This window comes from Novosphingobium kunmingense, assembly GCF_002813245.1.
Lineage (GTDB): Bacteria > Pseudomonadota > Alphaproteobacteria > Sphingomonadales > Sphingomonadaceae > Novosphingobium > Novosphingobium kunmingense.
This window is the reverse complement of record NZ_PHUF01000004.1, coordinates 293,479-307,660: the sequence shown is the minus strand read 5'-3', so window position 1 is coordinate 307,660 and position 14,182 is coordinate 293,479. Positions and strand designations below refer to the sequence as shown.

Annotated in this window: 11 protein-coding genes; 4 read left to right on the top strand and 7 right to left on the bottom strand. The window is 61.0% G+C overall.

From position 1 onward, the window contains the following. Positions 1-222: 222 nt before the first annotated feature. Positions 223-1,698, top strand: coding sequence for an aldehyde dehydrogenase (locus tag B0I00_RS10885; RefSeq protein ID WP_100867420.1), 1,476 nt, complete (start codon positions 223-225; stop codon positions 1,696-1,698). Between the two features lie 26 nt (positions 1,699-1,724). Here B0I00_RS10885 and B0I00_RS10880 read toward each other — a convergent pair whose 3' ends face one another. Together B0I00_RS10880 and B0I00_RS10875 are read right to left on the bottom strand one after the other, a co-directional pair. Then, positions 1,725-3,899, bottom strand: coding sequence for a TonB-dependent receptor (locus B0I00_RS10880; RefSeq protein ID WP_100867419.1), 2,175 nt, complete (start codon positions 3,897-3,899; stop codon positions 1,725-1,727). Positions 3,900-3,930: 31 nt separating this feature from the next. Continuing rightward, on the bottom strand, positions 3,931-5,847 hold the full coding sequence (locus tag B0I00_RS10875; RefSeq protein ID WP_100867418.1) for a thiamine pyrophosphate-binding protein: 1,917 nt from the start codon (positions 5,845-5,847) through the stop codon (positions 3,931-3,933). On the opposite strand from B0I00_RS10875, the gene B0I00_RS10870 reads away from it, so the two are divergent. After that, complete coding sequence (locus tag B0I00_RS10870) at positions 5,742-7,055, top strand: MFS transporter (protein WP_157812543.1); 1,314 nt, start codon at positions 5,742-5,744, stop codon at positions 7,053-7,055. The genes B0I00_RS10875 and B0I00_RS10870 overlap by 106 nt on opposite strands. Positions 7,056-7,062: 7 nt before the next feature. Here the strand turns inward: B0I00_RS10870 and B0I00_RS17050 are convergent, their stop codons facing one another. Together B0I00_RS17050 and B0I00_RS10860 are read right to left on the bottom strand one after the other, a co-directional pair. After that, entirely contained in the window at positions 7,063-7,884 is an 822-nt protein-coding gene (locus tag B0I00_RS17050) for an SDR family NAD(P)-dependent oxidoreductase (protein ID WP_157812542.1), read from the bottom strand. 488 nt (positions 7,885-8,372) lie between these two features. Then, positions 8,373-9,110, bottom strand: a complete 738-nt coding sequence (locus B0I00_RS10860) for a cupin domain-containing protein (RefSeq protein WP_157812541.1) — start codon at positions 9,108-9,110, stop codon at positions 8,373-8,375. A 159-nt stretch (positions 9,111-9,269) separates the two neighbouring features. On the opposite strand from B0I00_RS10860, the gene B0I00_RS10855 reads away from it, so the two are divergent. Continuing rightward, positions 9,270-10,010: a cupin domain-containing protein gene (locus B0I00_RS10855; RefSeq protein ID WP_100867414.1), complete on the top strand. Its 741-nt coding sequence runs from the start codon at positions 9,270-9,272 to the stop codon at positions 10,008-10,010. Between the two features lie 83 nt (positions 10,011-10,093). Here B0I00_RS10855 and hisD read toward each other — a convergent pair whose 3' ends face one another. From hisD to B0I00_RS10840, 3 genes are all read right to left on the bottom strand, one after another. Next, positions 10,094-11,425 (bottom strand): histidinol dehydrogenase, encoded by a 1,332-nt coding sequence (hisD, locus tag B0I00_RS10850; RefSeq protein WP_100867413.1) that lies wholly within the window; start codon positions 11,423-11,425, stop codon positions 10,094-10,096. A gap of 27 nt (positions 11,426-11,452) precedes the next feature. After that, the gene (locus B0I00_RS10845; protein ID WP_232730202.1) at positions 11,453-12,316 is read right to left on the bottom strand and encodes an isocitrate lyase/PEP mutase family protein; all 864 of its coding nucleotides are present in this window, start codon (positions 12,314-12,316) and stop codon (positions 11,453-11,455) included. A gap of 114 nt (positions 12,317-12,430) precedes the next feature. Continuing rightward, positions 12,431-13,342, bottom strand: a complete 912-nt coding sequence (locus B0I00_RS10840) for a helix-turn-helix domain-containing protein (protein ID WP_198519214.1) — start codon at positions 13,340-13,342, stop codon at positions 12,431-12,433. 50 nt (positions 13,343-13,392) lie between these two features. Here B0I00_RS10840 and B0I00_RS10835 point away from each other — a divergent pair, with 50 nt between their 5' ends. Continuing rightward, positions 13,393-14,169, top strand: a complete 777-nt coding sequence (locus tag B0I00_RS10835; protein WP_100867410.1) for a maleate cis-trans isomerase family protein — start codon at positions 13,393-13,395, stop codon at positions 14,167-14,169. Positions 14,170-14,182: the final 13 nt, after the last annotated feature.

Sequence of the window (14,182 nt, the reverse complement as noted above, 5' to 3'; positions counted from 1 at the left end):
CAACCCAACATGCCGGGGGTGAAAATGAGTGAATTATGGGCAACAGCGCTTGCGTGTCGGGCTTTCTCATCGCGGCATTCTTTACCCTGATTGCTTTGACCAGCGCACGGCAACCGATATTCTTCGCAGGGTGAAGACCGATCGATTAAACCTTGTCCAGCGGGTCACCTTGCGAGGAACGCTGAAGCTTGGCAGTCCCAACCGATCGAAAGGCGACCCTTGATGCTTCCAGTTTCAAATAGCCTCATCAACGGCAAGCCATACATCGATGACGCCGCCACCTTGGTGGAGATCATCGATCCCTCAACCGAAGAGGTTGCGTCGCACTTGGCGGAGGCGAATGCGAAGACCGTGGACTTGGCGGCCAAGGCCGCGCGACAAGCGTTCAAAGCTTGGTCAACGATGGGAACGGATAATCGAAACGATATCCTCTATGCGATCCATGACCGCTTAGTCGTTGAAGCCCAGTCGCTAGCCCAGATCGAAGCACGGACGACCGGCCTGCCCGTGCGCAATCTCGCGGCCCTAATCCGGCGAACAGCCGCAAACTTCCGCAGTTTTGCCGAATTCGCCAGTAGCCTATCCGGTGAAAGCTATTTGCAGAACCCTGATTTCCTCACCTATGTCACCCGGGAACCCAAGGGCGTTGCGGCACTCATTTCGCCGTGGAATGCCCCGCTCGCCCTGTCGTCGATGCGGATCGCCACTTGCATTGCGTTTGGAAACACCTGCGTCCTCAAGCCGTCCGAATATACACCGCAATCAGTGTTGCGGATGGTGGAGCTGATGCACGAGGCCGGCTTGCCGGAAGGGGTAGTGAACGTAGTCAACGGACGCGGCACTGTCACTGGATCAGCGCTGGTCGACCACCCGGAAGTCGACATGGTCGGATTCACCGGCGGCACAATGACCGGCCGCGCGATCATGGCGGCTGCCGGCCGGCGGTTGAAACCCTCGATCATGGAACTTGGTGGCAAGTCGGCGGCGATCGTCTGCGCCGATGCCGACTTCGATCGCGCGATCGATGGCACACTGGCTGGAATATACGCCAACAACGGCCAGCAATGCCTTGGAGGTTCGCGCATACTGGTCGAACGCCGCGTGGCGGATCATTTCATTTCCGAGTTCGTGCGCCGCACCCGCGCAATCAAATTGGGTGATCCGCTTGATCCGTCGACGGAAATGGGGCCGCTTGCCTATCGGGCACATCGCGATCGCGTCTTGTCCTATCTTGACGCGGCCACCAACGAGGGAGCCGAGGTCTTGTGTGGAGGCGGGCGGCCACAAGGGCTAGAGCGAGGATGGTATGTGGAACCCATCGCCGTACTAGCGAAGGACAACGCCAGCCGCGTATGTCAGGAGGAAATCTTCGGCCCCTTTGCAACTTTCCTGATTTTCGATTCGCTGGACGAGGCCATATCGATTGCCAACGCGTCGGATTTTGGCCTTGTTGCCTATGTCTGGACCGCAAGCCTTGACGCAGCCATGCGCTGCAGTCGCGAAATCCGGGCAGGAACGATCTGGATCAATACCCCCATGATGCGCGAACTGCGTGCGCCATTCGGTGGTTACAAGGACAGTGGAACCGGGCGCGACGGCGCGTCCAGCAGCGCAGATTTCTTCACTGAATTGAAGACGACAAGCATCCCGCTGCGCGAGGTTCCCCTACCCGTGTTCGGCGCGGCGGCGAGGGATTGATCCCCCGCCTCCGCTCCGCGCTGCTACTAGTACGAATACCGTAGCGAGATCTTCCAGGTCCGCGGTTCACCAGGGCTGCGCAGGCCGAAGGCGCCCAGCACGTTGCCGTAGACGTAGTATTTTTCCTTGAGGAGGTTCGAAACGGAGAAGCGCGCTTCGAAGTTGTCCAGCCCCGGAGGAGCCCAGCCGACATGGGCGTTGACCAGTTCGTAGGACGGCATGAACGTGATCGGCGCGTTGTTGCCGCCGAGGTACTTTCCGCCCATGAACGAATAGTCGGCACCTAGCAGCAGATCGCCCAGAGTTTCGCTTGGTATGGTCCCGTTAAAGCCGAAGCTGTACTGCCAATGGGGAACGTTTGGCAGATGCTTTGCGTTCGCTGCCGCCGCAGAGCTGGCCGGATTGAGGTTCAGATACTTGTCGTCCCCGTACGTCAGCGTTCCGAAAATGGTCAGGCCAGGCGTGGGATTGTAGGAAGTTTCGACCTCCACACCTTCGACCCGGGCTGTTCCCGCGTTCTGGGTCAGGGCCGAGCCATTGATCACGACGTTGGTCTGGATATCGTCGAAATCGTTGCGATAGAGCGCGAGGTTGAAGCGCCCTTTCCGGTTGAGGAACTGGGTTTTGAGCCCCACTTCATAGGCCCACACTGTCTGAGGATCGAAGCCGCGCATGTAGTTGGTCGGGCTGACCAATGCGAGGTAGTTGAAGCCGCCGGCCTGGAAGCCGCGCGAAACGCTTCCGTAAAGCAAAACGTTGGGTGTGGCCTGCCAGTTGAGGCCAAATTTCGGCGTCCAGGACTTCGCTGTCCGTTTCGCGTCAATCGCTCCGTAGGTGCGGTCGGCAAGAACCGTCGTCAGGTTGCTTTGCTGCCGGCCGAAAACCGACTTTTCCTCGTGGGTATAGCGCAGCCCGGCAATGGCCGAGAGTTCGGGCGTCAGATCGTAGGTCAGCTGTCCATAAGCGGCATAGCTGGTTGTCTTCATTTCGACATGCTGGGGAAGCAGGTCGTAGATGCTCAGCAGGTAATCCGTGCGGTCCTGGAATCCGGTCTCGCGGAAGACGTAGAGGCCGCCGATGTAGTGCAGCCGGTCATCCAGCGTATCGCCAAGCAACTGCAGCTCCTGACTAAACTGCGTGCGCGCGGCCGTCGATTCCAATCGGTCGAATCCCAGAAGGTATGGGCCGTTCACGGTGTTGGTTGGACGCCCGGCAGAGGTGTCGGCCAGGAACGCTTCGGTGGTGTGAACAATGCCGGTAATTGATTTGACCGTCGCGCTTCCGCCGATGTCGTAGCTGAGCACCAAGTCGCCGCCATAAGTTTCGGCATCTCCGTATCCATCGACTGGGCTGAGGTAGGTGTAGGGATCGCTAGCTGCGGGCGCGAGGGTCGTGGCATTCGTCGCCAGGCCGATCGAGCCATCGTTCTTGGCATTGGAATAAAATGCGGACGCGGTAAGTCCGAAAGGCCCTGATCCGATATACTTGATCGCGGCGCGCGCACCGTATTCCTTCAAAAGCCCGTAGTCGTCCCGATTGAGGGCGGGCGCGTTGAAGTAGCCGTCGCGACGATAATAGTTGCCGCTGGCAAGGATTGCCCAATCGTCCGATATTGGCGTGGACACCGTTCCCTTCAGCCGAACCATGTTGAACCGCCCGTATTCCGCTTCGAAGTTGCCAAATGGATTGGCAGCAGGTTTCTTCGTCACGTACTTGATCGCGCCGGTCAGGGTGTTGCGTCCATATAGCGTGCCTTGCGGACCGCGCAAAACCTCGACCCGTTCAAGGTCGGCAAGGTCGAGGTTGGCTCCGGTGAGGCTCGCGAAATACAGTTCATCGATATAGAGTCCAACGGCCGATTCATAGCCGACCCAGGTGCCCGCATTTTGCCCGGCACCGCGCATGAAAATGGTCAGCGTTGTCGGATCGACAGTGCCTTGCGCCACGTTTAGACTGGGGGTGAAGCGCTGAAGATCAGCGGTGCGGGTGACTTGAAGATTGGCCAGTGACGTCTCGTCAAGCGCGGTGATCGATATGGGGGTCTTCTGCAAGGACCCTTCACGTCGTTCGGCGGTGACGACGATGTCGGCGCCTATGCCGACGTCTTCTGAGGTATCGGGCGACTGTGTGTCCTGCGCAAGCGCGGGCGAAGCTGCGCAAAGCGCGGTCGTTGCCAATAGAAGCGCGGTGATTACTCGCATGTTCGTACTCCCTGTTTCGATTAACTGGCCATCAGTGCGGGGCAATGTCCTCGAACAGGATCATGCCCAGCAGGGGATCAAGTTTGCGGATACGTCCGCCGTCGGGATCGACATGCACGTCGATCACCACGGGGCCGCCAGACGACTGCGCTTCGCGGATTGCCGCATCGAGGGCGTTGCGAGTGGTCACAGCCTGCGCAGGACAGCCAAATCCGCGCGCGACCGCGGCGTAATCTATGGCGCCAAGGTCGGTGTTGGACGTGCGGCCATAGGCGATGGTCTGACCGTGGAACTCGGTTCCCCACCGCCCGTCGTTCGAAACTAGAACGGTCAAGGGAAGAGCGGACCTTGCGAGCGTCGCCAATTCTGCAATGAAGAATCCCAACGATCCGTCGCCTGTCACGAACGTGATCGGTTTGACTCTCCTGCCTTCACGCAGCGCGGCTTCGGCCTCGGCTGCGGCCATGCCTATCGCAATCGGAAAGCCTGCTCCCATCGCGCCGAACGGAAGTAGATCCGAATAGGATCGCGAACGATGAACCCGCATCCGTGCGAAAGTGAAATTCATGCTGTCCGCACCGTCGCAGACAAGCACACGGTCTTCCGGCAATGCTGCGTCTAGCGCAGCGCCGATAGAGACGGCGTGAAGCCGATCGCCATAGCTTTCGATCAACTCGTCGACGCGCTTCACGCGCGGCTCGAGGGCGAGCGCGAGCCAAGACGGATCGCGACCAAATGAAATCGCGGATAAGGCCGTGACCAAGGCACCAAGGGTCTTGGCTGGATCGGCAACCAGCGCCAGATCGACCGAGCGGTTGCGGCCGATAGCTTCTGCGCATGTGTCGATATGAAGGAAGCGCGCATCATGCGCGAAGCGCGGAGCGAGCCCATAACCGAACCACATGTTCATGCGCGCGCCGACGACAATGACGAGATCGGCCTGCGATGCCGCGAACTGTGCGAAGGGCCAGGGGTAGCCGGTTGGGGAAACTTCCGGAGCAAGCCCGCGGCCAAGGCCGTTGCCCAGCACCGGCACGCCCATCGCCGCAAAGTCGGTCAATTCCTTGGCACAATCGAATTGAGCTGCGCGCCCGTCAGTCACGATAATCGGCCGCTGCGCGGCCTCAATCAGATCAACTGCTTCTGTCAACTCGGTTGGATCGGCTGACGGCAATCGCGCAGCTTGGTTGGGAGCCCGCTTTGACGCCGTGCAGGGCTTTGCCAGGTAGTCGAGCGGTAGCACAAGCAGTGCCGGACCGGGCACCCCCTCGTTCGCAGCCTTGATCGCGGCATGGACATAGTCGCCCAATCGATTGGGCGAGGGCACCGTACGGCTGAACTTTAGAAACGGGGCTGTGAGGTCATGGCGGTCGACATCGAACTGGATTGCCGGTTCTACCCAGCTGTCAGGAAACCGGGTTGCAATCACGACCAGCGGGGTTTCAGCTTGCGCCGCGGTCAAGAGCGCAGTCAATGCATTGGACAGCCCTTGCTCTGCAACGATAAGCGCGAAGCCGGTACGACCCGTTCGGCGCGCATACCCATCCGCAGCGCCAACGGTACCGCTCTCGTGCCGTCCGCCCACGATGGCGACGCCCCGATCCTCCAGTGCGAACAGCAATGGCGCGTGGGTTGCGCCGGCAAGCGCAAACACGGTGCCGCAGCCGGTGTCGACGATGACATCGGCAAGGTATTCGGCGCAGCTCGGTTGGTCTGACATGCCACAAGGCTGACAGACGTGCCGCGGTGCGACGGGATGCTTTTCTTGAATTGTTCGCAGCGCGGATACGCAGTCCAAAGTTTTTGAAGCGGCGTACGACATGTAAGACCGTGAGCCCTCGCGTGGCCAAGGCGCAGGCTGACGATAGCCAGGAGACCATCTTGCACGGCAACGAGACAGTGACCTCCAAACCGAGCGATTCCGCCTGGTCCGAGTTTCGCCGTGCATGGCGGCCGCTCGTCGCCTGTGCGGTTGGGCTGGCCTGCGGACTGTCACCGATCGCTCCGTACGCGTCGGGGTTCCTGGCTTCGGCGATGGAACAGGAATTGGGCGTAACCCGCGCGGAACTCCTTCTCAGCCTGGTCTTTGCGCCGATCGCGCTAGTTATCTTGGGGCGCTACGCGGGTCGCCTCATCGATACGCATGGGCCTCGCAAAATCGCGATAGTATCGACGCTCGGCTTGGGGCTCGCCGAACTGCTGGTCGCGGCGATCGGGTCGCGTCCCCCAGGCTACTACGCGGCTTGGGCGGTGCTTGCCGTACTGTCGTTGGGCACGCTTCCGATGACCTATGCAAAGCTTTTAAACAGCTGGTTCGAACGCGGCCGCGGGATGGCGCTGGGCCTTGCGTTAGCGGCGACAGGCCTTGCCGGGGTCGTCCTCCCGTTAGTCGTCCCGGCCGCGATAGAAGCTGTCGGCTGGCGCGGCGGATACTTGGCCTTGGCCGCGATGCCCCTGCTGATCGGCCTCCCCGTCCTGTTGGCCTGGCTGCACGAGGCGCCGACTATCGCTATTGATGGCGCCGGACCACTGACCCACACTGGCGTCAGCGTTGCGCAGGCGCTGCGGTCATACCGGTTCTGGGCGCTCGCCGCAGCCGCGCTCGTGCTCGCTTTCGGCGTCAGCGGGCTCGTGCCAAATCTCTATTCCTTGCTGCTCGAGCGGGGCCTTGACCCGGCAGAAGCCAAGGCGGCGCTCGCCGGCCTTGCGCTCAGCGTCACGGTCGGCCGAATCCTGTCGGGATTCTTGCTGGATCGCCTATGGGCGCCTACGGTCTGCGCGCTTCTTGTCCTGCCGGCCGCCGGTGCACTGTGGCTGCTGCTCTCCGCCGAAACGGCCGATGCAATCGTGCCGGTAGCCGTTGTGGCCCTGGGCCTAATTGCCGGTGCGGAATTCGACCTGGTCGCCTATATGACCGTCCGTTATTTCGGCCAGCTCCATTTCAGCGAACTATATGGTATGCAGTACGCGGCTTTCGGCATCGGTGCCGGCGCCGCCCCGGCGGCCTACGGGGCCTTGCGCGCGCTGTCGCAGTCTTATGCCCCGGCGGTCATGCTTTCGATCGCCCTGTTGCTATTGGCGGTCTGCCTGATCTTTACCCTGGGCCGCTACCCTGACCGGTTCCCCGGTTCGGCTAGCAACAGCCCAAACGCCTGACTATCGATCAAGGCCAGCCGAGTTCCAGGCCGCCAGACACGTTGATGGCCTGGCCTGTGATCGCGGCAGCAGCATCGGACAGGAGAAAGGCAACCGGTCCCGCAACCTCCTCGGGAAGGCCGACTCGGCCAAGCGGAGTCTTCGGTTCTATCATGGCCCGAAACCGGCGCGCGCCATCTTCGCCAAGCGAATCGGCAACGCTGGCACTCCAGATCAAACCTGGTTGGACGCTGTTGACCCGGATGGGGTTTGCGGCCCGCGCATAAGCAGCGGCATAGCCGCGTGACAGCCCGACCATGGCTGCCTTGGTGGCGCTGTAGGCGGATCCCCCGGGACCGGCACGGACGCCCGCTACAGAAGCGATGTTGATCACGCAGCCGCGGCCTTGGGCCAGAAGTGTCTCCATGGCATCCATGCCAAGTCGAACCCCGCGGATATTGATGGCCGAAAGGACTGCAAGGTCGTCCTCATCCAATTGCTCGATCGGCGCGTTCTTCGCTTCACCTGCGTTGTTTACGAGACCATGAAGTAATCCGCGCACCGACTTGATGCGTTCTGCCGCCTCCCTCCACGCCGCGGCACTTGTCACGTCAAGCGGTACAACCAAACCGTCTCCGCCGGCTGCGCGGACAAGCGTGAGTGTCTCCTCAGCGAGGTCAAGCTTTCGGCCGCCAACAAAGGCGAACCCACCCTGGCGTCCAATCTCGATGGCGACAGAACGTCCGATTCCCGAGGTGGCGCCCGTAACCAGGATCGCCTTGCCAGCCAAGTCGGGTTGGGCGGATTCGGGGGCCGTGCCTGCGGCCAAGGACAATTCGGCCCCCGACATGAATTGGCTTCGCCGGTCGGCAAGAAACCGGATCGTCTCGCGCAGAGCACCAGGATCGGCGTCGGGATCAACGAAAAGTCGGTTCGACCGCAGTGCGATCCCGGCGGCTCGCGCATCGTGAAGTGCAGCGACCGTCAACAGCCGGATCGATTCGCAGGCTGCGTCTTGCCCCGGACTAGCGCTATCCTTTCCAGGCGCGAACCCCAAAGTCAGCAAGGTGCCCGAACCCCGGGCGCGAAACACCGGCAAGGCGTACTTGGCGCCAAGCCAGGCCGCGGTGATCGCCGGTTGCGGATCATCGCACGGCCCTTCGCCCGATTGGGCGACAATTATGGTATCTACGCCCTCTGCATAGGTAGCTAGCGCTTGCGCCCAGTCAGCCTCGTTCGACCCGTTCACGATCTCAACAAGGAGACCGGCACCGCGCAGTGCTTCGACGGCCGCGCGACCTAGTGACGACGTGCCGTTGACGACGAGAGCAAGGCTCATCACAGGGCTCGCCCGAAGTTTACATAGAGCCGTGAAGCGGCAACCGCCCTCAAGGTCGGAATGCCGGCCTGCGGCGGGAAGAACGAATAGGCTCTGCCGCTACTCACCGGTATCTTCCCGAATTCCACGTTTCCAGTTAGGACGAAGATCTCGAGATAGTCCGACCTGGCCTGCGCATCGCTCGTCCAACCGGACGGAAGCTCAACCAGAGCCGAACCTTCACCCGTTTCCGGGTCAGTGCTTAGTACGCAGCACGAAACTGCCCGCCCCAGCAGGTTTGCCGGTTTCCAGCCAAGCGCTCCGACAGCATCGCCATAGGCCGCGGGCGATCGCGCGGGAGCGGGACCTTCTACTACGTACAATTGGTCGCCCGCCGGTTCGGGCACCAGGTTGACGTCGAGATCACGTCCAACGCGCGACAGGAACAGGCTTTCCTGGGGCACCGTGCTCTTGAACCCGTGCACAGTACGGGGGGGATGAAACACGTAGGCTCCAGGCACGACCCAAAGCTTGGAATCGAACGAGAAGCGCCCGTCGATCCCGAGAATCTCCTCGTATGTCGTGTGGAAATGCGCGATGGTCGGCGCCTGGTAGCCGAGGGCCGGATCCATGCGCTGCAAAGCGGTTCGCGCACCGGTCTCTGGGTCCCGGCTAAGCAGCTTGCTGAACAGTCCAGGCGGCCCGAGCGGAGCCCAATCCATCGCATCGACGTCAAGTCCGACAATCCGGGGTCTCACGGCGTTCTCCTAAGCGGCACTCACGATATCGCTATGGAAACGACCAAGCCAAGAAAATCGGCAATCGGTTGGATGTCCGCCTGACGGATAGTGTCCACCGCAAAATCGCTTGTCCGGCAGTGCCATGCGACACATGAGTGCACTCAGCAGGAGCCGACAATGAGCCAGCCCGACGATCTCGCTTTTGACATTTCCGTCTGCATCCATGCGGACGAGATTGTCCGTGAAGAGGTAGTGATCTGGGGCGTGCAGCCGGTGGGCCTGAAGCCGCTGCGCCGCTTGGACGACGGATCGCTACGTAGCGCCATGATCGACCTGCCTGCCGGCTGGAGCAGCGGCACTCCCATTTCGCTGGCCTCGACCCAGCAGATTGCCTTGTTGTCGGGTGACGTGAAGTTCGGGGATGAGACCGTGGGCAGCGGCGCTTTCCTTGTCGTTCCAGCCGGCGCGGACATGCCTGTGATGACCGCACTGGACGACAGCTGCCTGATTTTGATCCAGGACAAGGGCCAAGCGTTTGACAAGGCGTCTGGGGCCAATTGCAGGCCCACGGTGATAGCCGATGCCATGACGATCGAGCCGTTTACCCCAATCATCGACGGCGTGCCCCTGCACGGCTTCGAACGCCGCGTCCTTTGGATCGATCCCGAAACTGGCGCCGATACGCGCCTGCTTCGCGTTCCGGCAGGCTTCCAGGGTGCTGGTGCGAACTGGCACCCGGTCCAAGAGGAAATCTTCTGCCTCGAAGGGGACATCCAGCCCGACGATACGCGCCCCATGCGTGTCGGCTCCTTCCTCTGGAACCCGGCCCGCAGCATCCACGGATTCAACGAAGTGACCCGCGGCGGTTGCGTGCTGCTGGAGTGGCACGATGGTAAGTGGGACCTGATCAGGTCCTGACATCACAAAGGGCAGCGAAAGGTATGGGGCCTCTCCTGCAAGGTCCCATCTCTTTCGGGGCAAGCCCCATCGTACGACCCGTATCAGGCAACAGTCAGTTTTGATGGCTGCGCGGTGCCAGCATAGGTTACCTTGCGGTGGCCATAGCGGCGCACGCGGATGTTGGCCTGCTCGCCGTGCCCCGCAAATCCCTCGAGTCCGCACAGACGGCTACAATATTCACCAATGAGCGCCGATGCTTCGTCGGTCAGGACCCTCTGATAGGTGCAGGTCTTGATGAACTTACCCACCCATAGGCCCCCAGTGTAGCGCGCTGCCTTCTTTGTCGGCAGCGTGTGATTGGTGCCGATCACCTTGTCGCCAAAGCTAACATTGGTCCGCGCGCCTAGGAACAGCGCGCCGTAGTTGGTCATGTTGACCAGGAAGAAGTCCGGGTCGGCTGTCATGACTTGGACATGCTCTGATGCGATCTCGTCGGCAATGCGTACCATTTCGGCGTCATCCTCGGCAACGATCACCTCACCAAAGGCTTCCCAGGCCTTGCGCGCGATGTCGGCCGTCGGCAGCACTTTGAGTAGCCTTTCGATCCACTGCATCGTCTCCCGCGCCAGCTTTTCCGACGTGGTCAGCAGGATGGCAGGGCTGTCGGGCCCGTGTTCGGCCTGGCCAAGCAGGTCGGTCGCAGCGAGTTCCCCATCGCACCCGACTTCGTCGGCAATAACCAGTGTCTCAGTCGGTCCCGCGAAAAGGTCGATACCGACCCTCCCGAACAGCTGACGCTTTGCTTCCGCGACAAAAGCGTTGCCGGGGCCGACCAATATGTCCACTGGAGCGATTGACTGGGTGCCAAGGCCCATCGCTGCGACGGCCTGGATGCCTCCCAGGCAGTAAATCTCGTCCGCGCCCGCCATTGCCTGGGCAGCGACGATCGCCGGAGCCGGTCTACCCTGGAATGGCGGCGCACAGGTTACGACACGTGGGACGCCCGCTACCTTCGCCGTGATTACCGACATGTGCGCCGAAGCCAACAGCGGATACTTCCCGCCCGGAACATAACAACCTGCCGCATTGAGTGGCATGTTCTTGTGTCCCAGCACGACGCCGGGCAGCGTTTCGACTTCGACGTCTTGCATAGAAGCACGCTGGATCTGCGCAAAATTGCGCACTTGCGCCTGCGCAAACTCGATGTCCTTCAGGTCCTGAGGCGAAAGAGTGTCGATGCAGGCCTGGATTTCGGCGCCAGTCAGTCGATAGGACTCACGGTCCCAGTTGTCGAAGCGGTTCGACAGTTCGCGTACCGCGGCATCTCCACGTGCTTCGATGTCGGCCAGTATGCCTTCGACAGCGTCGCGGACGTGGCGGTCGCGGTCCGATTTCGCTTCCGCGGTGGCACCGCGCTTCAGCCAGATAGCCATGAATTTAGTCCTTATTTTCGTTGCATCTCAATCGCGCGCCCAGCGCTTGTCGAAAGACCAGACCTCTTCGAAACCGATTTGCTCGCAGAAGCGGCGGAAATCGTACAGCGGCTGGCCGGCAGCGGACGCGCTCCCGCTTTCGCGAAGAGTCTTGAGCGAAGCGTGAACTGCCGCTGCGGCGACAAGGCTGGTCATCGCCGGATAGATCGCGATAGCAAAGCCAAGTTCTTCCAGTTCCGGCGCCGCAAGGATGGGCGTGACACCGCCTGATGCCATGTTAGCAAGCAGCGGCTGATCGAACTGGCTGCACACGGTCGCCATTTCCTCCCTTGAGGTTAGCGCTTCAGGGAAAAGCACGTCGGCGCCGGCTACGGCATAGGCTTCGAGACGACGCATCATTTCGTCCACGCCTTCGATCTGGCGCGCGTCGCTTCGTGCGATGACCAGGGTATCGGCGTCGGTTCGCGCATCGCAGGCAACCTTGATGCGGTAAACCATGTCCTCGGTCGGGACGACGCGCTTTCCCGGCGTGTGGCCGCACTTTTTTGGAAATTCCTGGTCCTCGATCTGGATGGCGGAGACCCCAGCCCTCTCGTAGGCACGAACTGTGTGATGAACGTTGAGCAATCCGCCGTAACCCGTATCGGCATCGGCAATGACCGGCGCGGTGGACGTTTCAACCAGTGTCGCCATGCGATCGACCATCTGGGTGACGGAGGCGATCCCGGCATCGGGAAGGCCGTAAGCAGACGCCGTCAACCAGTACCCGGTTCCATAGACTGCCTCGAACCTGAACTCGTTCGCGATCACCGCGGTGATCATGTCCTGGATTCCCGGCGCCACGATGATCCCGCCGCTGTTTAGCCTGGATCGCAGCGTTGATGCTGTCACGTTTTCTCTCCTGCGAAATTGGATCGTCCGCGTTCGCGTTAGAACGGCGTTTCTATAGACTGGCATCGAGGCGGCAATTTGCAGCCCTCGGCGTGTTCGCGTGACGAACTTGCGTTATTCGTTTGCCTCGGCCGCCGCCATGTCGACGCCGATGGCGGTGGCCGTGGCTTGAAGCCCCGGTACGAATCGCTCGACGGCCTGGTTGAGCGGCATGGCGGCCGAAAAGAAGACCATCGTCAGCGAACCCAGCAGTTCGCCGTCCTGGAACAGGGGCACAGCCACGGACGACGTGCGCCGGGGGCTTGCGGAATAGGCGTTGCGCGCGCCGGTTGCATATCCCAACGCCAGGATCCGTTCCATTTCGCCCCGATGTTCAAAAGCATGGAGCATGGCAACTTCGCCTTCAGAACCATGTGATTCGTTGTAGGCAATCAGATGGCGGCGCGTTTCCGCACTGGCGTGGGCCAGGAAAGCGCGGCCAGATGCCGAGGCAATCAACGGAACCTGCCAGCCGGGATAGTAATGATTGAAGGTGAACGAGGTCATCGTGCTCGTTGAATCGCGGACGACCATGACATTGCCGACCGGCGTCACTAGGCTGACGGGCCAATGGACTTGTTCGGTCAGGGAAGCGAGGTGCGGCCGAGCCACTGTCACCAACAGGTCGTTGTTTTGGAAGCCGTAAGCCAGCGACTGAATCAAGGCAGTCGGCCGGTACCACTTGCGCGCCGGCTCACGCTCGATGACGCCCTCTTCTACCAGCGTGCGGACGATACGTAGCGTTGTGGGATAGGGAAGTTCGACCGCTTTCGCGATGTCCATCAGCGACACCGAACCTTCACGATTTATCACCCGCAGGATTGCCAGGGCCCGCGAAATAGACCGGATAGGAGCGTCCTGTTCTGCCATTGCCAGCCGATTATGCCACCTTTTGGCGCTAAACCGTCTATTGCCGTGAGCATATTCGCCTGACGAACAAACCTCAAGCGCGGAGTGGTTCGCCAGCGGCACGAAGGTGAAGATCATCTCGAAACCGCCGATGCATAACGACATCGCCGAATGCCGAGGAACCGCGCATGACAATCGACACCATTCCGGGCCGCGTCCAAGCTGATCAACTTGGCTACCGCATGAAGTTCGGCGTTCTCGGGCCTTCGACAAACACCATCGTACAGCCCGATTTTGACGATTTGCGCGTTCCAGGAGTAACCAATCACTACAGCCGCATCGTCGTCGACGATGCAAAGGCCGTCTCGAACGAGTCGTTCATGGCCGGCGCGTGGGAAATCAGCGACAATACGCACGAAGCGGTGCGCGGCGTGCTGACCTGCAAGCCCAACTATCTCGTCATGGGCATGTCAGCGGTTACCTTCTTCGGTGGCGCAGATGGGGCCGTTAAATGGCGGCGGGGCGTCGAAGAAATTTCGGGTCTCGGCGTGTCGACTGGCTCCGAAGCAACGGTCGCCGCGCTTGCCGCCTATGGTGGGATCAAGAAAGTCGCTTTCTTCTCGCCCTACTACCCGACTGCCAATGCAGAGGTCCGCAACTTCCTCTCAGACCACGGTTACGAGACCGTCCGAGACATTCCGTTGCAATGTCCTTCGTGGACCTCCATCGCCGAACAGACCGAGCGAACCATTATCGATACGTTCAAGGCCCTCGATGGTGACGATGTCGACGCGCTAATCCAGTGCGGAACCAACATTTCGGCAATCCGCGTCGCCGCCGCTGCCGAACTTTGGCTAAACAAGCCGGTCATTGCGATCAACACGGCAACGTATTGGCATGCGCTACGTGCCAACGGCTTCACCGACCGCCTGCAAGGTTTCGGCCGTCTGATGAGCGAGTTCTGAGCATGACTGCGGT